At 41.7% G+C, this 24,048-nt stretch carries 19 protein-coding genes; 16 read left to right on the top strand and 3 right to left on the bottom strand.

Annotation, left to right across the window (positions count from 1 at the left end; translation table 11 throughout):
* Positions 1-42: 42 nt before the first annotated feature.
* Positions 43-1,308: a ComEC/Rec2 family competence protein gene (locus KDN43_RS03340; RefSeq protein ID WP_238868275.1), complete on the top strand. Its 1,266-nt coding sequence runs from the start codon at positions 43-45 to the stop codon at positions 1,306-1,308.
* 243 nt (positions 1,309-1,551) lie between these two features.
* Entirely contained in the window at positions 1,552-1,941 is a 390-nt protein-coding gene (locus tag KDN43_RS03345) for a hypothetical protein (protein WP_238868276.1), read from the top strand.
* 15 nt (positions 1,942-1,956) lie between these two features.
* On the opposite strand, the gene KDN43_RS03350 is transcribed toward KDN43_RS03345, so the two are convergent.
* Entirely contained in the window at positions 1,957-2,112 is a 156-nt protein-coding gene (locus KDN43_RS03350) for a hypothetical protein (protein WP_238868277.1), read from the bottom strand.
* Positions 2,113-2,569: 457 nt separating this feature from the next.
* Here KDN43_RS03350 and KDN43_RS03355 point away from each other — a divergent pair, with 457 nt between their 5' ends.
* The 9 genes from KDN43_RS03355 to KDN43_RS03395 all read left to right on the top strand — a co-directional run bounded on the left by KDN43_RS03355 (position 2,570) and on the right by KDN43_RS03395 (position 16,578).
* A complete protein-coding gene (locus KDN43_RS03355; protein WP_238868278.1) occupies positions 2,570-3,136 on the top strand; it encodes an RNA polymerase sigma-70 factor in 567 nt (188 codons plus the stop codon).
* Between the two features lie 132 nt (positions 3,137-3,268).
* Positions 3,269-4,264, top strand: coding sequence for a FecR family protein (locus KDN43_RS03360; protein ID WP_238868279.1), 996 nt, complete (start codon positions 3,269-3,271; stop codon positions 4,262-4,264).
* Positions 4,265-4,520: 256 nt separating this feature from the next.
* A complete protein-coding gene (locus KDN43_RS03365; RefSeq protein WP_238868280.1) occupies positions 4,521-7,961 on the top strand; it encodes a TonB-dependent receptor in 3,441 nt (1,146 codons plus the stop codon).
* Positions 7,962-7,973: 12 nt separating this feature from the next.
* On the top strand, positions 7,974-9,818 hold the full coding sequence (locus tag KDN43_RS03370) for a RagB/SusD family nutrient uptake outer membrane protein (RefSeq protein WP_238868281.1): 1,845 nt from the start codon (positions 7,974-7,976) through the stop codon (positions 9,816-9,818).
* Between the two features lie 18 nt (positions 9,819-9,836).
* Positions 9,837-10,727 (top strand): hypothetical protein, encoded by an 891-nt coding sequence (locus KDN43_RS03375; protein WP_238868282.1) that lies wholly within the window; start codon positions 9,837-9,839, stop codon positions 10,725-10,727.
* 143 nt (positions 10,728-10,870) lie between these two features.
* On the top strand, positions 10,871-12,016 hold the full coding sequence (locus KDN43_RS03380) for a glycoside hydrolase family 18 protein (RefSeq protein ID WP_238868283.1): 1,146 nt from the start codon (positions 10,871-10,873) through the stop codon (positions 12,014-12,016).
* A gap of 16 nt (positions 12,017-12,032) precedes the next feature.
* Positions 12,033-14,360: a beta-galactosidase gene (locus tag KDN43_RS03385; protein WP_238868284.1), complete on the top strand. Its 2,328-nt coding sequence runs from the start codon at positions 12,033-12,035 to the stop codon at positions 14,358-14,360.
* Positions 14,361-14,363: 3 nt separating this feature from the next.
* Positions 14,364-15,341, top strand: coding sequence for an ROK family protein (locus KDN43_RS03390; RefSeq protein ID WP_238868285.1), 978 nt, complete (start codon positions 14,364-14,366; stop codon positions 15,339-15,341).
* The gene (locus KDN43_RS03395; RefSeq protein WP_238868286.1) at positions 15,274-16,578 is read left to right on the top strand and encodes an MFS transporter; all 1,305 of its coding nucleotides are present in this window, start codon (positions 15,274-15,276) and stop codon (positions 16,576-16,578) included. Before KDN43_RS03390 ends, KDN43_RS03395 begins: the two co-directional genes overlap by 68 nt.
* Positions 16,579-16,599: 21 nt before the next feature.
* Here the strand turns inward: KDN43_RS03395 and KDN43_RS03400 are convergent, their stop codons facing one another.
* Positions 16,600-17,649, bottom strand: coding sequence for a hypothetical protein (locus KDN43_RS03400; RefSeq protein WP_238868287.1), 1,050 nt, complete (start codon positions 17,647-17,649; stop codon positions 16,600-16,602).
* On the bottom strand, positions 17,627-18,295 hold the full coding sequence (locus tag KDN43_RS03405; protein WP_238865744.1) for a transposase: 669 nt from the start codon (positions 18,293-18,295) through the stop codon (positions 17,627-17,629). The genes KDN43_RS03400 and KDN43_RS03405 overlap by 23 nt, the downstream gene beginning before the upstream one ends.
* Positions 18,296-18,431: 136 nt before the next feature.
* On the opposite strand from KDN43_RS03405, the gene KDN43_RS03410 reads away from it, so the two are divergent.
* From KDN43_RS03410 to KDN43_RS03430, 5 genes are all read left to right on the top strand, one after another.
* Positions 18,432-19,196 (top strand): sugar isomerase domain-containing protein, encoded by a 765-nt coding sequence (locus tag KDN43_RS03410; RefSeq protein ID WP_238868288.1) that lies wholly within the window; start codon positions 18,432-18,434, stop codon positions 19,194-19,196.
* A 426-nt stretch (positions 19,197-19,622) separates the two neighbouring features.
* A complete protein-coding gene (locus KDN43_RS03415) occupies positions 19,623-20,534 on the top strand; it encodes a metallophosphoesterase (protein ID WP_238868289.1) in 912 nt (303 codons plus the stop codon).
* A 52-nt stretch (positions 20,535-20,586) separates the two neighbouring features.
* The gene (locus tag KDN43_RS03420; RefSeq protein ID WP_238868290.1) at positions 20,587-20,769 is read left to right on the top strand and encodes a hypothetical protein; all 183 of its coding nucleotides are present in this window, start codon (positions 20,587-20,589) and stop codon (positions 20,767-20,769) included.
* A gap of 152 nt (positions 20,770-20,921) precedes the next feature.
* Positions 20,922-22,322, top strand: coding sequence for an arylsulfatase (locus KDN43_RS03425; RefSeq protein ID WP_238868291.1), 1,401 nt, complete (start codon positions 20,922-20,924; stop codon positions 22,320-22,322).
* Positions 22,323-22,377: 55 nt separating this feature from the next.
* Positions 22,378-23,919 carry a sulfatase family protein gene (locus KDN43_RS03430; RefSeq protein WP_238868292.1) on the top strand — a complete coding sequence of 514 codons (1,542 nt, stop codon included), beginning with the start codon at positions 22,378-22,380 and terminating at the stop codon, positions 23,917-23,919.
* The last annotated feature ends 129 nt before the right edge of the window (positions 23,920-24,048 follow it).

A 24,048-nucleotide genomic window follows, 5' to 3' on the forward strand; every position in this document is an offset into this window, starting at 1 on the left:
TAGCTTGCTTTTGGTTTTCTTATTTAATTAAACTGAATTCCTATGATAAAAAAACATATTGCAATTATATGCCTTTTTTGTATGGTATGGTCATGCGCGGGCATTAAAAACGAGATTGGAAAGCCCTATGTCGGATGGAAAAACGGCGAGATGGACATCCATCATATTTATACAGGAAGGGGAGAGGCAAATTTCCATATCTTCCCTGATGGCACATCGATGCTGATAGATGCGGGGGACTGGGATCCTTCCGATTACGACAAGATGTGCGAGCTGCTGCCCGACTCTTCACGTCGTTCAGGCGAATGGATTGCCCGCTATATAGAGCAGGTGAATCCATTTAAAAACCATGTCGACTATCTGGTGGTTTCCCATTTTCATAATGACCACACCGGCGATTGCACAAATAAAGCCAAGCAGACCTCAGTAAGAAACCCAGATTACGTTTTAACTGGTATAGCAGAAGTTGGAGAAACTATTAGTTTCAGCAAGATGATAGACCGCGGCTGGCCCGACTATCAATACCCTTTCTCTGTTAATGACTTGGACGTAGACAATTACCGTGCCTTTGTCGACTGGAAAATTGAGACGGAAGGATTATACCCCGAGCGCTTTGAAATTGGCAGCAACAAACAGATTGTGTTACTAAAAAACAAAGAGAAATATCATGAGGCATTCAGCATTCAAAACCTGGCGGCAAACGGGAAAATATGGACTGGTGAAGGCTTGGAGACGACCGACTACTATGAACTTCATCTCGATAATAAAACAAACTGGCAAAATGAGAATACCAAAAGCGTAGCCATGCGAATTTCGTACGGCCCGTTTTCCTATTATACAGGAGGTGACTTAAGCGGACAGTTGCTCGACGAAAAGGAAAATCCGGTTGATACAGAGGAGGAAGTTGCTAAAATATGTGGCACCGTAGATGTGTGCAAAGCCAACCACCATGCATATAAAGACGCAATGAGCGAGGGTTTTGTCAAAAACATTGGAGCATTTGCATACATAATCCCGGTGTGGGATTACGAACACATTCAGCCGGTTGTCATGGAACGAATTATTTCCCTATCTCCACATGAAGGAGGGCCAAAGATATTTACGACTCAATTCCCAGTCAGGCTCAGAAATCAATACCGTAAAGAAAAATGGCTAAATTCGGTTTGCCAGGAAGACGGGCATGTTGTTTTGAAGGTGTTTGATAAGGGCAGAAAGTACAAAATTTATGTACTGTCGCCACGTGATGAAAACCAGATAGTAAAAGGAGTCTATGGACCATATTATGCAAAATCGGATTTGCAGAATTAATAATTATACAGATGCTTCGTTTTAGAAAATAATATTCTGTGGCTCTTAGTATTTTCTTTCATAATGTCGGTGATAATGTCTAAAAAAATAAATTTAAATGATGAGAGCACCAAATGTTTATAGACTGGCCTGTTGCTGTATCCATAAAAATAATCAGAAGCGAAAGTCAAATGGAATTTATAATACACAAATAAAGGTTTTGACAGATTAGAATCACTAATTAAACAATAAATACAAATAACTATGGCAATTAACAGAAGAGAATTTTTAAGAACATCTCTAGCGGGAAGTGCTGTAATACTTGGCAGCAAGCTAAATGGAATGAATAAAACGGTGTCGGACCTGGATATGGTAAACATTACCGACGAAAATAATCCTCCTGCAAAAGGAAAATCAGTCCTGGGGCTCCGCTGCAAACATATTCCTACAGTCCGTATTGGGGTAGTAGGGCTGGGCCGGGGAGGCGCTGCAGTCAATCGGCTTAGCCTGATTGAGGGTACGGAAATAGTGGCTTTGTGCGACCTGAATCCGGAGCGAATCAAGAGCAGTCAGAAATCGCTGAAAAACAATAAGCGAAAGGAAGCTGCCATTTATACGGGAGATGAGGATTGGAAAAAAAATGTGCGAACGTGACGACATTGATTTAATCTACAACGCAACGCCATGTAACAGAGATAAATATCCCGACTTCTCATCCATGTTGCCGTCGAAGTCGTCTAAATCCTCGCCACATCCGCCATCTCGTGGTGTAAAACCTCCTTTTGGTGGAAGCCATCCAATCGATGGCAATGTTTTATCACACATGAAATGTTTTAAATCACGGCCGATTTAATTCGCCCCAAACATTATTTATGGGTACTGCTTGTAAATTTTCACCTCCGAATCCGCCTAACACCAGCTCACCCGTATACAGTAAGATCCTTTTTTATTAAATTATGTTGCTGGTTGACACTCTTTGGGGTTTCGCACCTCCAACCGCTTAGCACCCCCCCGCGGTGTTTTTCATGGTTTTGTTTAAAAACCTATGTAAAACTTACCGGGAAAGTTGCAATTCTAAAATACCAGATAGCAATCTTTAATCCGATCTGTCATCGCCTGTTTGAATGAACAGAATAATAATTCACATTTTTTTCATACATTTGTAAAATCAAAGCAATCAATTTGCAACTTTTTTGCAAACGGTCACTAACAGATATTACAAATCTGACAAAATGAGCCTTATCTGAAATGAAGGGTTTTTTCTATAAAGTATAAAAGTGCTTTGAAGAACAAAACAATAGATATAAACTCACGCACGCTTCGCCTTCTGCAGGAAGGAGATGAAAAGGCCTTTGAACATATTTTTCATTTCTACTACAATCAGGTTTATACATTTGTACTAAACACGCTTTTCAATAAAACTTTTGCAGAAGACATTACACAAACTGTCTTCATAACGCTCTGGGAGAAAAGAGAAACAATTGATCCCGATACCAATATTGCACCTCTTCTTTATACCATTGCCAAAAATCATGTTTACAGACAAACGGAACAATTGCTGCGAAAATACAAATATGAACAAACTCAACAGGAAATTATGCCGGAAGAGAGTAATCCGGAAGAAGATGTAAATAATCTTTTTCTGGAGAAAATTCTTTCAGAATTGATTGAAAAACTTCCCACAGCACGACGTAAAATTTTCTTATTAAGCCGAAAAGAGAATCTGTCAAACAAAGATATTGCTTCCCATTTAAATATTTCAGAAAAAACAGTTGAAACACAAATAAGACGCTCTCTTATTTTTTTAAATGAAAAACTGAAACACTACCTCAATTTGCTGATATTTTAATCTGTCGGTTGCTATAATTCCGGAAACCTTATGCGTCATTTTTAACATTATATTGTTAATAATAATTAATATTCTTGTTAAAACCGAAATCTTTGTAAGGGTTTTACCTTCCTCACGTATATAACAATAAATATGTCAGAAGAAATTACAAATTTGGTTGGGAAATTTCTCTCCAATACCCTATCGGAAGAAGAAATAGGTAAGTTGCTCCGTGCTTATCAACAAAAGCAGATAAGCGAAAAGCAATTTGGAGATTATTATGCAAGCAAATGGGAAGATGCCGGCCAGCATCCGTCCCGGCTCGCCGCAGAAAACAGGGAAAAAGCATGGGAACAGTTTAAGATGTATATGCGTCGAAATATCCAAACCCTTCCGAAACACAAAAGCAGATGGATTGCAATGGCGAGCATAGCAGCCGTAGCTATACTGTTTTTTATACTGGGCCTCTCGCTCCAACGGATCCGTAATCATTCACAACAAGAACTTGTGGTAATGGTTGAAAACGGACAAAAGGCAAGCGTTCAGCTTCCCGACGGTTCCCGGGTGCGCCTCAATTCGGCCAGCGAACTGCGTTATTCTCCGGATTTCGGAGAAAAAAGCCGAATGGTAAAACTGGAAGGAGAAGCCTATTTTGAGGTACAAAGCAACCCAAACAACCCGTTCATCGTGTTAACACGTGACCATCTGCAGGTAAAGGCTGTGGGGACAAAGTTCAACATTAAGGCATATTCCAATGATGATCAAATAACCGGAACACTCATTGAAGGCAGAATTGAAGTAAGCAACTCATTGTTATCCGAAGTGCTGGCTCCTAACGAACGTATTTCATTCAATACTAAAGATGGAATGTTCAGTAAGTCCCGTATAGACAGTGTAAATGAAGCCATTTTTTGGATGACCGATCAATTCGTGTTCGACAAAGAAACATTAGGAGACATTGCCAAAATACTGGAAAGAATGTACAACGTAACTATCTCTTTTACATCACCCGAAATAACAGAGATACAATATAGCGGAAAAATCAAGAACAACAGTATGGAGAATGTACTGAATCTTATCACTGTTGTTTCCCCGCTACAGTACACAATGTCCGGATCGCACATTACATTCAGTAAAAAACAGAATTAATAACTCACAAAAAATAGACGTGTATGAAATAAAACAGAAAACAACTCACCTGATTACAATAGAAATGCCGGAGCAATGTAAGGGCATCACTCCGGTTAAAGAATGCAATATTCCGCTAACAGGATAATAACACAACAGCAACTTGCTGATGGCCGCATTCATATGGGGGACAAAATTACTCAATCATAGTGAACTTCGTGCCTTTTTATCCTTAATTATATCCTAAAACAAGCTAAAATCTAAAAAAATTTATTCAATGAACGTACAAATCAAACGAATTGGCGTGAGCTGTTTGCTCCTGCTGCTACTAAGTATCGGGCAAAGTATGGCGCAATTGAGTATTTCTGCGACAAATACGGAAATAAAAAACATACTTCGACAAATTGAGGAAAAAAGCAGTTACACTTTTTTCTATAGCGATAATTTTCTGGATTTAAACCAAAAGGCGACCATCCAAACTAAGGACGAGACAATTGAAAACATACTAAACAGGTTGTTCCGGAATACGAACATCGACTATCTGATCAACAACACACAAATAGCGCTATCCGAAAAGCGCGCGAAAGAAAATCCCGTCAACACCGCCCAACAACAAAGAGGGAAGACCATATCGGGAACAATTCGCGATAACGCCGGCGATCCGGTTATAGGGGCAACCATCGTGGAAAAAGGGAATCCTTCACACGGAACAGTTACCGATACAGACGGTAACTTTAGCCTTCACAATACGCCTGAAAATGCTATACTCCAAATTACATATGTAGGCATGAAGCCGCAAGAAATAGCTATCAAAGGAAGGACAACAATACATGTCGCTATGGAACCGGACTCAGAACTGTTGGAGGAGTTGGTGGTTATCGGATACGGAACAATGAAGAAAAAATTGGTGACGGGTGCTACAGTTCAGGTAAAAGGTGAAAATATCGCACGATTAAACACACCCAACGTATTGGGGGCTTTACAAAGCCAGGCACCGGGGGTTAACATTACACAGGTCAGCGGATTTATCGGGGACGGTTTTAAGGTAAACATCCGCGGTATCGGTACCAATAATTATTCAACTCCTTTGTATGTAATTGATGGGGTTGTAGGCGGCAGCCTCGACGGACTAAGTCCTAACGATATCGAAAGTATTGACGTATTAAAAGATGCGGCAACCGCGGCAATTTATGGTTCAAGGGCTGCTAATGGCGTTATTCTTGTGAAGACTAAAAGTGGGCAAGCAGGAAAACATGAAATTACGTATGACGGTTATTACGGGATACAAAATCTCTATAAAATACCCACTGTCCTAAATGCCCAAGAGTTTATGAGCATTCAAAATGAAGCCCGGATCATGGATGGCCTGCCAATATATAATTGGAATAATTTAATTCCGACCAGAGATCTGGCCTCTATTCGTGACGGTTCATGGAAAGGAACGAACTGGACAAAAGAGATCCTTAATAAAAACGCCCTTATTCAATCCCACAGTATCGGCATCAACAGCGGAACGGAGCGATCTGTTTCATCCTTGGGCCTTACATTCCTTCAACAAGAAGCTACAATGGGCGTACCTTACAATATTCCCATTTTAAATCGGTTCAATGCGCGAATCAACACGGAATCAATTATCCTTAAAAAAGGAGACCTTGATATATTAAAAGTGGGTGAAACGCTTAATTATCGTTTTAATCGTTCTCAAGGACAGGTCGCTCGGGATGATATATACTGGAACACAATTCACAATACATTAGTGATGAGCCCATTGATGCATGCATACAATAGTAAGGGCGAATACTATACCTTTAATGACCAGGTAGCCGATGGTTATAATTGGGATACAGCAAACAATGCGAATAAAAACCCGATTGCATACATGGATTATATGATGAATCAAAACCTCAGTAAATCTCATTTCTTGCAAACCAGCGCCTACTTGGATCTGCAACCTATCAAGGATTTAACGTTCCGGTCACAGTTCGGTTATATGCTAAGTGCATCCAGCTATAGATCATATATTCCTTCTTTTGGAAAATTAACGGCAACTCTAGAGCAGGTGCAAGACCGCGTAACCCAATCCATGGGGCAATCTCAATATTGGACATTGGACAACACGATCAATTATGTTATGACATTTGGAGAACATAATCTGGATGCGCTCTTGGGACAAGGTATGACACGCCAGATGCTAAGCGAATCAATGAGCGGCTCCAATCAGGGATCTATCTTTTACGATTTCGACCATGCCTGGCTAAGTAATGTGCCTGGTTTAAATACAGTACAATCTCTTACCGGTACCCCTACCCTGTCAGGTGGCTCCTTATCTGCATTTGGACGATTGAATTATAACTATAACGAAACATATATGGCTTCGTTTATTTTACGAGCCGACGGCTCTTCAAATTTCGCTCCAGGGCATAGATGGGGATATTTCCCTTCCGTTTCAGCAGGTTGGGTAATAAGCAACGAAAAATTCTGGAATGAAAACATAAAAGGTGTAGATTTCCTGAAGTTACGCGTATCTTATGGTTCAAACGGTAATGACCGCGTTGCATCTTTTCAATATGTTGGATTGATAACTTCTAACAATAATAATGGCGGTTATCCTTTTGGCAATTCAATGGGAGATGCAGCCACGGGTTCATATGCTTATCGTGGGGTAAATCCAGATCTGAAATGGGAAACACAAACTATGATTAATTTGGGAGCTGATGCCAGTTTTTTCAACAACTGTATGAGATTGGAACTTGATTGGTATAATCGTATTACCAAAGACTGGTTAGTAGATCCCCCTCAGCCGGCAGATTTTGGAGTTTCCCCTGCTTTTATTAATGGCGGTGATGTTCAGAACACCGGGTTTGAAATAACCTTAGGCTGGAACGAGCAGGTAAGTAAGGATTTCTACTTCGATACAAACCTCTCGTTGAGTTATAATAAAAACAAGGTTCTAAAAATTGCAAATGCGGAGAAGATTCTTCGGGGGCCTATCAGCGTATTGTGGGAAGGATCAGACGAAAGCTATCGTTCTGAGGTAGGGAAACCATTCGGATATTTTTATGGATATAAAAGTAGCGGCATTTTTCAAAATCAGCAACAGATTGATGATTATAAAGGAGCCAAACTTCTGGGAGATAATACACAACCGGGCGATGTTATCTGGCAGGATATCGATGGAAACGGAACCATTAATGCCGATGACCGCACAGAAATAGGAAATCCGCATCCCGACTTCACACTGGGTTTTTCTTTTAACATAGACTATAAGGGAATTGAACTGAACGTGAACACTTACGGTGCATTCGGTCATCAGATATTGAAATCTTATCGTGATTATGTAGCCTCTCCAATGGCCAATTATACAACGGATATTTTCCAACGTTGGCATGGAGAAGGGACATCTAACAAATATCCGCGTGTATCAAGTTCGGTAAACTCAAACTGGAATAGGATATCCGATATTTACATAGAGAACGGCGATTATTTCAAAATAAAAAATGTATCCCTGGGATATGACTTCAAAAGAGCATTTAAAAGACTCCCTCTTAGTCAGTTAAAGATATATGTGACTGCACAAAACCTGTTTACATTCACAGGTTATACAGGAATGGATCCTGAAATTGGGTATGGAGCAGGAAATACCTATGCACAAGGAATTGATTTAGGATTTTATCCGAGTTCGAGGGTATATATGATTGGTATGAATATCAAATTTTAAAATAGAAAAACAATGAAAAAATATATCGCATTTATCCTATTATTGACCATTGGTTCCTACATAAGCTGCAGTGATTTTTTAGACAGTGAAAGCTTGACAACCAAATCAACCGATAATTTCCCGTTTACTGAAACGGAAGCTAACGAATTGATTACAGGCATATATGCCAATATGTTATTCCAGGATCCGGAAACATCCTCTTATTTCTATCTGGCGCAATTGGCGAGTGACGATTGCTTGGGCGGGAACCTGGAAGCATCGAATAACTGTGCGACCAACTTTCTGATGTACACAAACCTGAATATGCTACAACCCTTATATGCCCGGTGTTATAGGCAAATCAACCGTGCAAATGTAGCCATTGAAACATTAGATAATGTAGCAAAGTGGTCGAGTGAAACCGAACGAAACCGCTGCTTTGGTGAAGCCTATTTCCTACGCGCTTTCGCATTTAATGAACTGGTACAGGTTTTCGGCGGCGTTCCTTTACGTACAGACAGCAGAAACCCGGATAAACTACCGCGTGCATCTGTCGATGAAGTATATCAACAAATAGCTTCCGACCTGAAAAATGCCATTGAATTGATGCCGGACCGCATTTATCTGGATGGTTCGCCGATGGTGGGGCATGCTACCAAATACGCGGCAGAAGCCTTAATGGCACGTGTATTCCTTTTTTATACCGGGCGCTATGATAAAACCGAGCTTCCCGACGGAATTACCAAAGCACAGGTCATTGAATGGATAGATGATTGCGTGAACAATTCCGGTCATGATCTGGTTTCAGATCAACGCAACCTTTGGGCTTATACAAACAAAGCCTCCCAGGATAATGACCGTGAAGAATATAAATATCAATATGTGCTGAATAATCATCTGGATTGGGCCGGCTTAAGCCCCATCGAAACCCTGTTTGCCAACAAGCATAAATTAAAAGGCAACAATTGGACATATACATGGTTTAGCAATACAGTGTCGCAATTTTATTCTCCCTCGGCCGATAATTCAAAAGCAGAAGATGGAGAAGGTTACCCGTTTGGCAGAGGTTGGGGAGCCGGTCCAGTTTCGCCAGCTATGGTAAATGACTGGATAGAATGGTCGGAACAACAGTCCTATTTGAACGGAGCGACAGAAGATCCTCGCCTGACTGGTTCCATCTGGTCGTATCGTGCACTTGATCCGAATAATACAGGAAGCGTATTATTCGACCGGAGATTAACTCCGGATGAGCCTGATTACACGGTTTCGTATCGGTACTATGAACAGACCGGTTATCATCAGAAGAAATATATTAATGTTATGTCATATCAAAACATTAACGCCAATGATCCAGGAAAAAATCCGGTTTACGGAATCCGATCATTCGCTCTTCAGCTCTATCCTCAAATAACCGCTGATGTTATAAGCCAATCGCTGAACAACATCGCTGACTTAATCCATATTCGTTTTGCGGACGTATTGTTGATGCAATCAGAATTAAAAGAAGATGCCACCGGACTTAATCGCGTACGCGCCAGGTCGAATTTGGCGCCAATTGCTTATTCACTGGCAGCGATCAAAAACGAACGTCGTTGGGAATTTGCTTTCGAATCCATACGATGGTGGGATTTGTTGAGATGGTCAGGACCATCTTTGGAGGAAGCAGGAGAAGCGCTAAACAAACAAAAAGGATTTACCTTGCTTAATGCAGGCGTAGAAGTTCCAATGGTAAATTTTGACTACAAGGCTCGTTTAAAACAGACGCAAGGTTGGTGGCCTATTCCACAGACTGAAGTAGATTTATCGGGTGGTTTGTTTGAACAGAATCCCGGTTGGGAGTCCAGCGCTTTGTTTTCCAGTTGGAATAGATTACAATAACTTAAAAAATGATCAAGTATGAAAACAATAATAAGAATTTTTCTGCTGGGTATTTTATTCACTTATGGATGCGACCCGATTGAAGACATGGCACTGCGTGAACAGTTTGAAAATGCTGGAGCTCCTATAAGTCAAGCCGAATTGGATGCTGCTTTATCTGTTACACAACCTATTCCTAACACAGATGACAAAGTGGAAGGCGATCAGTATGTCGTATTGAAAAACAGTCGCCCCGATGTTGGCGGTGTATGGCACTTGGGATGGAGTACCGGTGAAAAAATTGTAGCATCCGATGACATTACCGTTATTTATGATGCTAACGGCGAATATGAAATCTATTATACCGGCATTTCCGCCAATCAGGTTGTTACGTCTAAAAAATTCAACATCAGCGTAACCAACTGTTTCGATGAATATGATCGTTTGTTATCAGGCGCAAAAGACAAAGCAGACAAAACCGCAAAAAAGACCTGGACATTTTTACAAGTAACAGGAGCCCTTTATAATGGAATGTATGGTAACTGGAAATATTATGATCCGGTTCCCGGACAGAACTCCTGGGGGACCGTAAATGCCGCAACCATACCGGAACAAACCATGGTATTTGAATTTAATGCCCATAAAATGACTACTTATTTGGGATCCGGAGCGGTATCAAAGGAGGGAACCTGGGCCTATACGCATAACAAGCCCGAAGGAGTAACAGGTGAATTGATAACCACTGCTCCTGTTATAGGCACCAATATTAGCTGGAGTGTCTGGAAAGGGGCCTCCACTCCATATTGGATAACGTATATTAGCGAAGACCTATTGGTGTTATGTTTCCCACAGACTTACAGTAAGCCTGCAGATGCAGCGGACTGGGATTTTTATGGGACCTATTTTTACCTTGTACCAAAAGAGGAATAAGTAGGTTTATCAATTGCCGGTAACAGGTATTGTTCTTGTTATAGGCACATTTTTGTGATTTATTGTTTTTCTAATAGATAATTCACATTTATATTCACTTATAATAAATGCTATTGGTTATTACTGTGAATAATAGATAACTTATGAGTTATATCATATTGATTCCAAACAGAATGTTAGTAAAAAATATAACAAAAACCCTTTATGTTGTGTTTGCGCTTTTGTTGTTTACAACTTGTGAGAAAGACGATTATGAAGCGGGATTAAAAGCTCCCGATAAGGACAGCAATATGCCTGAATTAGTAGAAGGACGTATCGCACTGGCTTACGTGACATCCTGGAGTACGGTGATCCCCGATCCCCAATACCTGACAAATATCAATTACGCCTTCGCCGAACCCTATATGGAGGGCGGAGTCTATAAAGGAATCTATGTACTGGGCGACGAAAACCGTTTCCGGCAGATCGTAAATCTGAAGAAGGCTAATCCGAATCTGTCCATTTCCATATCATTAGAAAATTCACAAGGGGAAGGTTTTTCACAACTTGCCAAATCGGATGAATACCGCAAAGCTTTTGCCAATGATTGTAAAGCTTTCCTGCAAAAATGGGGCATCGATGGTATTGATATGGACTGGGAGTTTCCCGGCCTCTCATGGAGCGGTGATCCGAATGCTTATGATGCGACAGTAGATGTAGCGAACCATGTACTGTTGATGAGGCAACTGCGTGAAACCTTAGGGACCCAGTACCTGCTCACCTATGCCGGCTATTGTATGGATAAGCAACCGATTACGGGAGGATGGCGCTATATCGACATTGCAGCCGTTGCCCCTTACGTCGATTTTGTGAATATTATGACTTATGATTTGGATGCGGCCCCCCATCATCAATCCGCACTGTATGATCCGTCGGCGGCTTCTGACTGTTCCCGTGCCGTTCAGGCCTATCTGGATGCCGGCATGCCGGCCAATAAACTGGTGTTAGGCGTACCTTTCTACGGGCGCCACTCATGGACGGAAGCGATCAACTACAAAAAAATCATCGATCTCGACGCCCGATCCTATAAGATCGACAATTGGGACAATGCGGCTTCCGTTCCGTACGTCACCTACAACGGGGTTTACTATTGCGGATACGACAATGAGAAAAGTATCGGAATGAAAGGCGAGTGGGTTCTGGGTAAAGGGATGAAAGGCCTGATGTTCTGGGATTATGACGGTGACGACAATCAGGGAACTTTGCGAAAAGCCGTATGGAAGTCTGTAATGAAGAGCAAAAAATCATAACTATAATTTATTGAATATGTCAGTCAAAATACAAAATTTTAAATTACATCTGCTTTTTATATTGTTTTTGTCTATCGCGATCGGAGTTCAGGGACAAACGAAACAGGAAGGAATAGATAAAAATTTCTTTCCTTTCTCGGTATGGTACAGTGGCGGCAAAGCCAGAGCTCCAATGCTGTCTGAGATAACAACAAAGTCGGAGCAGGAATGGAGAACCGATCTCCGGCAGATAAAGGATCTCGGATTCAACACCGTTCGTACATGGGTTGAATGGGCAGCCTGTGAACCGGAACCCGGTAAATACAATTTCGCCAATTTGCACCTTCTCATGCGACTCGCCAATGAAGTGGGATTAAAAGTATTCATTCAGATATATGTGGATTCCGCTCCGGACTGGGTAGCACAAAATTATCCTTATGCGCTGTTCGAAGCGCAAAGCGGAGATAAGGTACACCCCCAATCGGCACCAGGAGCCTGTACAGATAACAAAGCCGTGGAAGATGCGGTACTCAATTTTTATTCTGAAACAGCTAAAGTAGCAACTTCATATCCCAATTTTTTTGGATGGGATCTCTGGAGTGAACCGCATATAATCAACTGGGCATCTCTCAATTATATTCCAAATGTTCAGTTCTGTTTTTGTGACGGGACACAGGCAAGATTCAGGAAGTGGCTTGAGAAAAAATACAGCTCCCTCGAAAATTTAAACAGAGCGTGGTACCGTAATTTCACAGACTGGCCGCAAGTAGAAGCTCCAAGGTTCAGTACCATTTTAAGTTATACCGACTTCATCGACTGGAAAACTTTTATATATGAAAAACTGGTTCAGGATATGCAGGCGCGTTATGACGCAATAAGGAAAGTTGACAAGACTCACCTGATTACTGCTCATGCCGTAGGTGCATCGCTCTTTCAGTCTCCCCATGTTGGCGCGGGAGCAACGGACGACTTTCTTATGGCCGGTCCGTTGGATTATTATGGGGTATCACTCTATCCCAAACACAATCATCCTCAAAATGCATGGTCGGTGACAACGCTACGTACCGTGATGGACTTCACCAGGAGTGCAAACCGTGAAAAAGGTGGTTGGTACGTTGGAGAACTGCAGGCAGGATTAGGTACTATTGCGCTTCAGGTGAGTGACCCGGTGACCTCCGGCGACCATCGCATATGGGCCTGGTCGGCTATCGCCAAAGGGGCTAAAGGAGTAAATATCTACGCCTATTACCCAATGTCGTCAGGATATGAAGCAGGAGGGTATGGCTTGATTAATCTGGATGGAACCTTAACCGAAAGAGCAATAAAGGCAGGGGAAATAGCAGAGGTGGTGAACCGAAATCAGCAACTCTTCCTGGGTGCTACTCCTGCAAAGGCTGAAATTGGCATTGTATATAATCCGCTGACCCAGATGGTAGGAGGAATGCAGCGCAACGATTTTCCGGCAGCATTGAGCCAATCACTGATTGGTTATTTCCAGACATTTGCCAATCACAATATCCCTGTAGATTTTATCCACAGAAAACATATAGAAAACCGGGATCTTTCGCAATATAAATTGATCATAATCCCCTATCCTATCATGTTCACCCGAGAGGCGGCATCCGGATTGCGTGCTTTCGTGGAAAATGGAGGATATGTATTGGCGGAAGCCCGTATCGGCTGGAACGATGATCGTGGTTATGCTTCGGAAATTATTCCTGGTCTAGGGATGCATGACATTTTCGGTGTAAGGGAAAATGAAATCAGAATGCGTGACAATATTGAGTTGACAATTTCAGATGAAAATCACCCGGCACTGCAAGGACTTGAAGAAGGAAGTAAACTCAAAGGCTCTTTATATTTGCAGTCGTTAAGTATTCTTCAAAACAAAAATGTAAATATTTTAGCTATAGACGAGAAGGGACAACCGGTTGTTGTAAGTACTCAATTTGGGAAGGGCGAATCGATGCTCGTAGGATCTTATTTAGGGATGGCCAATTTTAAGGAGGTGAGCCCTGAAAATGACAGGTTCTTTGTCAATTTACTGAAATGGGCTAAAATTAAAAGACCTTTTACAACATCTCTTGACGGAAGAACTTCTAATCAGGTGGAAGTCCGGCTGCAGGATACAAAGGACGGTCCCCTTCTTTTTATCATCAACCATAGTGCCGGTAGTGAAGAAATTGATATAGTTCTGTATATGGACTCTGACGGTGTATATACCCTGCGGGATGTAATCAATGAAACGCAAAAAGAGGTGCGAAGCTCCGGTAATACGCTGAACATCAACACCCGTATTGACAGCAAAGATGTCCATGTGATTGGAATAACTGCAAGCAATCAAATTTCAAACAAAAAGAGATAACTCATGGCTGTTATAGGGATAGATCTGGGAGGTACCAAAATTACAGGCGCCCTATTTGATGAAAATGGTAGGATACTCTGCCAGGTATTGTGCCTTCTCGAAGAACGAAAAGAGAGCGAGGTAGGCCGGCTGGTTTTGCATACCATCGATGAATTAATTGAACGACCGGAGGGACGCAGGGATGCTGTCGAAGCATTGGGTATCTGTGTCCCGGGTATAGCGGACAGTAAGACTGGACTCATATGGGCACCCAACATAAACGGTTGGGAAAACTATCCGCTTCAAAAAGAGATAGAGGAGCATTTTAATGATGATAAGGTCACAATTAATATTGCCAGCGACAGGACCTGTTACATTCTGGGAGAGAAATGGAAGGGTGCAGCAAAAAATGCCACCAATGCAATATACATCTCAATAGGTACGGGTATTGGAGTGGGAATTCTGGTTGATGGAAACATACTACACGGACATGGAGATATTGTTGGTTCTGCCGGATGGTTTGCAATTGAGACTCCCTATAGAGAGGAATTTGAGAGATATGGTTGTTTCGAAAGTTATGCATCTGGAGATGGCATTGTACGCCAGGTAAAAAGGCTACTGGAAGATGGGACTCTGTTTAGAGAGAGTGAATTATATAAAAGAAAAATTGGGAGCCTGTCAACAAAAGATATTTTTGAAGCAGTGAATAACGAAGATCCCCTCGCATTGTTTGTTATTGAAAAAGCAATTGAAATGTGGGGTATGGCTTCAGCCAACTTAGTCAGCTTGTTAAACCCCGAAATAATCATATGGGGTGGAGGTGTTTTCGGACCAGCCATAAAATTCATAGAACGCATTTATGAGGAAGCTGCCAGATGGGCACAACCCATTGCTATGAAGCAAGTAAGATTCGAGAAATCAATTTTACAAGGTGATGCAGGACTATATGGCGCCGGTTACCTGGCACTTGCATCCATTAACAATAGCCTCAAGATGGGATAAAATAAGCAAAGCCTGCTTTATCTATGTCATGGCAAACGAACATCTAACTTTAGTGAAAATCAATAATTTTAATTTCGTGAAATACAATAAAACATACGTATATGTAGCCGCCTGTATAGGCATGGCTTTTTTCGGGATTGCATTTATTGTCATGGGGTCCGTTCTGCCCACATTGACTGCTGAATATTCTCTTGATGAAGTAGGATCATCTTCCCTAGTTTCTCTACTGCCAGTAGGAGTACTTGCAGGTTCACTCTTGTTTGGGGTTATTGTAGATAGATTTGGATATAAATTATTGCTTATCGTAAGCACACTGTTTACATTATCTGGAATCGAAGGATTGTCGTTTTTCGAAAACCTGAATCTTTTGCGTATATGTATATTTCTTATCGGTTTAGGTGGAGGTATGCTTAACGGCTCCACAAACGCGCTTGTTTCAGATATCTCAAATGACAAAGAGCGTGGTTCAATGCTAAGTATCCTTGGCGTTTGTTATGGCATAGGGGCGTTGGGGATGCCTCTTTTACTGGGAATGTTCTCCAGAACATATTCTTATCAAATAATATTGCAAGGTACGGGATTGTGTATGATGGCTGCCGTTCTATATTTTATTTTGATTAATTTTCCAGAACCAAAAATCAGACAGGGATTTCCAGTGAAAGAAGCTGTTAAATTGATAAAAGAACCTTTGATCCTTTTTTTAAGTTTTTTCCTCTTTTTCCAAAGTGGTGCTGAGGGGCTTATCAATAACTGGACTACCAGCTATCTTGATGGCAGAGTTGCATTGAATGGTAAAGATGTGGTTCTGAGCCTGACATTCTTTGTTTCAGGAATGGCTGTCTCCCGTTTATTTCTCGGTTATTTATTGCGTATAATAAAAAATGAATATGTTCTTCCGGGAGGAATAATAACTGCCATCATCGGAATAATCATGCTCAATTACGCATGTAATTTACGATTAGCCTCAATCAGCCTTTTTATTACAGGGTTTGGCCTTGCAGCGGGATTCCCGGTGATCATCAGTTATATAGGAACATCCTACAAAAATATGAGCGGAACGGCAATCGGATTTGCAATGGTAATTGCGTTGATCGGAAATACCCTGATGAATTATGCCATGGGGTTTATTTCAAAAACATTTGGCATTTCCTCTTTTACACTCGTTATAATTATTTTACTACTAATACAGTCAATTATACTTTTCACTAATTCAAAAAAAATTAAAAATATCAATTAAAATTACAATTATGAGTCCACTTTAAATAGTGGCAATTTTAAGTTTAAAAAAGTAATTCGTTGATTTTTCATTTCCTATTTTTGAGAAGCAAGGAAGTAAAAAATCAAACACGATAAAAAGTTTCTCCCTTATGGAGGTCTTTATATAGCGAAAATCGGTTATTAAACCATTTTCATGCGCTCTTTGACTTATTGTTATCAGATAATTTCCAAGGCGGACATGGTTTATCCATAAACATCTGGCGAAAGTAAATAATTTGTGCCTGAGCAAACCTCTGTATCGTGTTTTGTTGTTCCTCGTATGGAAGCAATACTGAAAGATGGTTGCCTCCACGTTGTTTCTTTTCATCTGTTCCTGCCCGGGGATAGCCGCGAGTTCGTGTCTTAGTTCTGCAGTTGCTATCTGTTCGTTCGTAAAATACCGGTACTTGCTCTTGCCTGTGGTGGCAATCCTCCATTTATCCCCGGTTTTGTATGCAGGGATAATCTCTCCGGTTTCGATATGGGTGACAACCAGCTCACCCTCCTTCATCTCCAGGTCATATTTAGATTGTCTCCCTTGTAATCCGCTTGTTATAAGTTCAATTGAGTTCATATCGGCAAACTCCCTGTTACCAGGGGATTGATAAGCACCATCGGCATAGACTTTCTCTATTATATCGGTGCTTACCTTCTCCTGGATGTTGGTAACGGCATCCTTCAGGTAGCCATTGTCTGCAGCACTTGCCGGTTTCACCTGAACGTTTACGATCAGGTTGGGTTTGTCCTTCTGTTCATCCGTGTCATCACAGGTCTCGGTGATGTTCACACTGTAGCCCTTTACCTTCTGGTCTCCTTTTTTTCGATAATCGGCATCGGGGTCATTGTGGTTTTGAACGCTCCTGGCCGTGATGTCCTCTTTGGGACGAAGGATAGCCTGTCCCTTGACCACCTCGTATTGCTCGTGGAAGACACGGTGAAGAAGGTCGTAGCCGGTAGTGGTCTCTGCAAGGCGTTTAAGAACCTGATAAATGAGCCCACCCAGGGAAGAGATTTTCTCGCCGAGAGTTTCACTGTTTAAGCGGTAAACCATATTCTGAGCATCTTCTTCTAAAAAATAGAAGTACCTGTTTCCTGAGCCTGGGGTTCAAAAGAAGCATCCCCCTATCGCCCAGGTCCTTGATAAACCCGCGGAAAGTGTTGTGAATGATCTCGAAACGGGAGTACCAGGCGATGTTGCTGCCAATGAGCTTACTGTCCATACGGACAGATTTGCCGGATATCTTGAAGGTGGAGAGTTGGTCGCCAGTGAGCTGCTCGAAGCTCTTTTCCATCAGGTTTACACCATACCGGTTTTCGTATTCACAAATACGCCTTCTCAGTAAATAATAAGTATCGATAGAGGGTGCAACATCACTCAGGGAGACTAGACCCAGGGCTTTACGCACCAGGAGATCGAACTGGCATTTATCGAACAGATCTTCATCGCTACAGCCAAAACCCTCCTTGATGATGGACATTCCGATAATCACCCGTATGGAAGCATTGGGAGCGCCCATGTTACCCTGTTTGAAAAGGGGAGCAAATATGGTTTCGTCTATTTGGGAGGTGACGTTTGCATAAAACCGGTTGTGCCACGCCGCAGGATCATCATATTTTTTTGCCTCACGCTTACCCATTTGGGTGGAAGGTGTGGAAAACATGTCATATTGTGGATTTACAGATGTCTTCTTGAACATGATTTCTTCTCTTTTAGGTGATGCAAAATACGATTTTTTTATCTGATAACAAGGGATTTTCAGAGCGTTTTATCAACAAAAAACGGAAATAAAACAACAAAATTAAAGTCAGGGACTTTTTAAAGTGGACTCAATTATGACACTTTCACTTGAATGGTTGGCAAATGCAAGAGGCATTATGCGAAAAATCGAAGAAACACAGCTCGAGAACATTAAAAATGCTGCAACTGCAATGGCAGATAGTATAGAAAAAAACAGATGGGTGCATACATTCGGCTGTGGACATGCCACGATACCCGTAGAGGAAATGTATCCGCGCATCGGTGGCTTTGTAGGATTTCATCCAATGGTAGAGCTACCAATGACTTTCTTCACCGGTATAACCGGACAGATGGGAATCCATCAGTTCTTGTTTCTTGAAAGAGCGGAAGGTTATGGTGACGCGATCATGAAAGCATATAACTTCAGTAATGAAGATTGTATATGGATTTTTTCACACACGGGGATTAACAATGTAAACATAGATGTGGCGCTTCATGCGAAGAAACTGGGACTGAAAGTAATTGTTTATGGATCTGCTGTAGAAGCCAAGGGCAAAGTAACCCGTCACAAAAGCGGAAAAACACTTTTCGAAATCGCCGATATTGTTGTTGATTCGTGCGTTCCGGTGGTAGATGCCTCGGTTGTTCTAAAAAATCACCAAGACAAAATAGGACCGGTATCTACTCTCGCTTTTGTCACATTAGTGTGGATGACCGTGACTAATGTTGCAGAAATTTTGGCAGACAGAGGTGTAAAATTATTCATCCATCCGTCACACAATGTTCCAGGCGACACCACGGCTCAGGAACGGTTAGATGCATGTCTTTCCGAATATAAGCGCCGAGTTTCATCGGTCTAGAGAACAATAACATCGGTCTAGAGAACAATAACAAAGGAACTTTTTATCTGAAAGGCGATTTATGTAGATAATATTCAATCATTGAGCAGAATTTCAAGAAAGATTTAAATTATCCAGGTCAACGATCTGATAAATACCTTTTGTATGCCAATTTACAAAAACATTGTCCTATGTTGGTAACTTAGACTGATTTTGAAAAAGATCAGAATGACAACTACCAGGCATTGATAACCTGTCCAGCCCTTCATCATCCCAGATATCATTGATAAAGCATTTGAAAACAGGCAAGTTGCATGACCTTTGCCAGATAGAAATTACTTTTATGTAAAGAAACGAAACTGCTGACCGGTTAAAATTTAAGTAAAAAGATTGTGCTACTGATATAATGTTTCGTCGTTATGTTGTAAATTTGCTTTTCTAAACGATATGGACAGAAGAGATTTTTTAAAAAGATTATCAGGGGGGATTTTATTAGCAACTTTACCTTGTCATTATTCCTGTAAAATACTTACACGCTCTTTGCGTTTTGGTATTGTTTCCGATATCCACTATGCAGATCGGGAACCTTGGGGTACAAGATTTTATAAAGAATCTATCGCCAAGCTTCAACATGCGATTGACCTTTTTAATAAAGAAGATTTAGATTTTATTATTGAATTGGGTGATTTAAAAGACCAGAATATTCCAGGCAATAAAGAAGAAACGATAGGATTCCTGAAAAAAATTGAATCTGTTATTAAATCATACAAGGGTCCGTCCTATCATGTTTTGGGCAATCATGATATGGATTGCATTTCAAAAGAAGATTTCCTGCAATACACATCTAATCCAGGAAATGCAGATAAAAAAACATATTATTCTTTCGATGTTCGAAATATTAGATTCATTGTACTCGATGCCAATTTCAATGAAGACGGGACTCCCTATGACAGTGGAAATTTTGACTGGACACAAGCTTATTTGCCGAAAGAACAGTTAGAATGGCTCAGCCTTGAACTTAAAAAGGATGACAAGTACGTTGTTGTTTTTATTCATCAGCTTTTGGATAGTTTTTCCGACATCTACGAATCGGTGTGCGTAAAAAATGCAAATGAAGTGATTGCTCTTTTGGAAAGTCGAAAAAATGTATTGGCAGTATTTCAGGGCCATCATCATGAAGGGCATTACAGTTTCCGAAAAAATATTCACTATTGCACAATAAAAGGTATGATTGAAGGAGAGTTGCCCGACAACAATAGTTTCGCAATAGTTGAAATTCATCCGAATTATGACATTTCCATCTCAGGCTTTTACAGTTATGCCTGTAAAGAGATGAAACACTTTCAATTTGGCGAATAAGTTTTGATGTTCAAGAAGTCTGTAATCTGAAAAACAAATCCACTGTAATAGAATGGATCAGCTGGATTCATGGCCGGGAATCGATCAGTACGGACGCGATTATGTTGTTGATGAATCTTCCTCACTGACGATACGAACATGTGACTGGAAATATACAGAACCCAATAACGGTAGTGCATGTTACAGGCTTGCCAATACAGAACTGGGGAACAGACAGATCAGCTCTACGATATGAGCTCAGAAAAGAATGAATTTTAAAACGTTACACATAAAAACGAACTGATACTGCGATTTATGAAGCAGATACTGTGAAATGAGGAGAACAAAGGGAATATGCAATTTCCAATTTTTTAATGTAACTTTAAAAATGAATAAGAACGTAACAATATGAATAACAATTTTTTTGCCGCAGGGATTTCCTTAGCTGCATTTGTACCAATCATTGCCCAACAAAAGCCAAATGTGGTATTTATCGTTGCAGATGATTTAGGGTATGGCGACTTGAGCTGTTTTGGCCAGGAAAAGTTTCTGACTCCCAACATAGACAGGTTGGCATTAAACGGAACCCGTTTTACACGAACCTATTCCGGTACAACAGTGAGTGCTCCCTCGCGAGCCAGCCTGATGACAGGATTGCACACCGGACACACGCCCATTCGCGGGAACAAGGAAATAAAACCTGAAGGCCAGTTTCCTCTGCCGGCAGGAACATTCACTTTATTTCACCTGTTTAAGAATGCAGGCTATACCACCGGTGCATTTGGGAAATGGGGGCTAGGACAGCCTGGTTCTACGGGAGATCCTAACAATCAGGGCGTAGACGATTTTTTTGGATATAACTGCCAGCTGCTGGCCCATAATTACTACCCCGATCACTTATGGCATAACCAACAGCATGTGAATCTTCCCGAAAATGACAACGGTCAGTTTGGTTCTTTTTCGCAAGACCTTATTCAAGGAAAAACGCTGGAGTTCATTGATAACCACAGTAAAAATCCGTTTTTCCTCTTCGTCCCGATGGTCCTTCCGCACGCCGAACTGGTTGTGCCCGAAGATTCCATCATACAGAAAATAAGAGGAAAGTTTGATGAAGAACCGTATAAGGGTACCGATTCCGGTCCCGCTTTCAGAAAAGGCGGTTATATGTCGCAGGAATATCCGCGAGCTACATATGCCGCCATGGTAATGCGAATAGATATGTACGTGGGACAGATTATCGAGAAGCTTAAAGAAACGGGAGTGTATGAGAATACTTTAATCATTTTCACAAGTGACAACGGCCCGCATTGTGAAGGTGGAGGCGATCCGGACTTTTTCAACAGCAATGGCATCTACCGGGGATATAAACGTGATCTGTATGAAGGTGGCATTCGTGTTCCAACAATTGTTTCGTGGAAGGGGAAAGTACCGGCAGGTAAGAAAAGTGATTTCGCCTTTGCATTCTGGGATTACATGCCTACATTTGCCGAGCTGCTGGAACGTGCAACACCCGGCAATACAGACGGGATAAGCGTTCTACCTGCAATATTGTGCAAAGAGGGACAGAAAGAACGTGATTATTTCTATTTTGAATTTCAGGAGATGAATGGAAAACAGGCCGTCATCAGAGGAGACTGGAAGCTTATACATCAAAATATCCGCAAAAACCCGGTATTTGAGCTGTATAACCTCGCTTCAGATCCTTCGGAGAACCATAACATCGTTTCACTCTATCCTGAAATTGCCATTGAAATGAAAGAAATAATGAAATCAGCCAGGACTGAGGACCCTAATTGGCCGCTATTTTAAAAACATTATCAGTTTGATCATAAATATAAACTTAAGACTTATGACCCACCAATCAATGAGATCAATTCTAACTTTCGGAGCCTGTATAGCATTGCCGGCAACGGCACAGGATGGAACTCGCGAACCTTTGAATGAGAGACCCAACATAGTGCTGATCTACGCAGATGATCTTGGGTACGGCGATCTGTCTTGCTACGGTGCTACACGAGTACAAACACCTAATGTAGATGCACTGGCTACAAACGGCCTGCGATTCCGCAATGCTCATTCTGCTGCAGCAACCAGCACACCATCGCGTTACGGATTATTTACGGGTGAATATCCGTGGCGAAGGAACGATACGGGAATTGCTGCAGGCGATGCGGCACTGATAATTAAGCCACATCGTTTCACATTGCCCAGGATGTTCCAGGAAGCAGGCTACACAACAGCAGCCGTTGGAAAATGGCATTTGGGAATGGGAGCCGAAAACGGCAAACAAAATTGGAACGAACGTGTTGCGCCGGGACCGGCGGAAATAGGGTTCGACTACTCCTACATCATGGCAGCAACGGGAGATCGTGTACCGTGTGTTTATATGGAAAACCAACGCGCCGTTAACCTCGACCCGAACGATCCCATATCTGTAAGCTATACTAATAACTTTAAGGGCGAGCCAACCGGAAAAGAAAATCCCGAATTGGTATACAAACTTCGTCCAAGCCTCAATCACGGCCATAATATGAGTATAGTCAACGGAATTTCGCGAATAGGGTATATGAAAGGTGGAAAATCGGCGCTATGGGAAGACGAAAACATTGCCGACAGCATCACGATACATGCGGTAAGATTTATTGAAAAGAACAAAGAGAAACCGTTCTTCCTATATTTCGGGACTAACGACATACACGTACCTAGATTCCCCCACGAACGCTTCAGGGGAAAAACCGAAATGGGACACCGCGGCGATGCAATCGTTCAGTTAGACTGGTCAGTAGGAGAGATAGTACGAGCTCTGAAGGAAGCTGGCATCTTCGAAAACACACTGATCATAGTCACCAGTGACAATGGACCCGTGGTAGACGATGGTTATATGGACGAGGCCGTGGAGAAACTGATGGACCACAAGCCCTGGGGACCGTTCCGCGGCGGCAAATACAGCACCTTCGAAGCAGGAACAAGAGTCCCTTTCGTAGTGCACTGGCCGGGAAATGTGAGGGAGGGTGTCTCCGATGCGCTGGTATCGCAGATAGACATGCTAGGGACAATGGCGTCGCTGATAGGCAGGGAGAATGGAAGCAGTATCCCGGAAGACAGCCGGAATCAACTACCCGCATGGCTGGGGATTGATCCGGACGGCCGGGATTATGTTATAGGTGCAGCTTCCTCTCTGACGATTCTCACCCACGACTGGAAATACATTGAACCAAGCAACGCCAGTCCTTATAACAGGCTCACCAATACCGAGTTGGGGAACAGGCAGGCAGACCAGCTCTACGACATGCGTTCAGACAGGGGTGAGTACGATAACGTGGCGGAGAAAAACAAACTGATTTTGCGCTTTATGAAGCAGATACTGGAAGAAGAGAAAAGCAAAGGTATGGGGCTCAATCTCTGAAAATATTCATACATAAAATTATAAATTAATAGCAACAACAACTTTCAGCTGAGAACAATCCCAATGGATAGAATAATACATTTTAACCTTGGTATATAAGAAATAATGAATAGCAAGAACTGGAAAAAT

This window comes from Proteiniphilum propionicum (assembly GCF_022267555.1).
Taxonomy (GTDB): Bacteria; Bacteroidota; Bacteroidia; order Bacteroidales; family Dysgonomonadaceae; genus Proteiniphilum; species Proteiniphilum propionicum.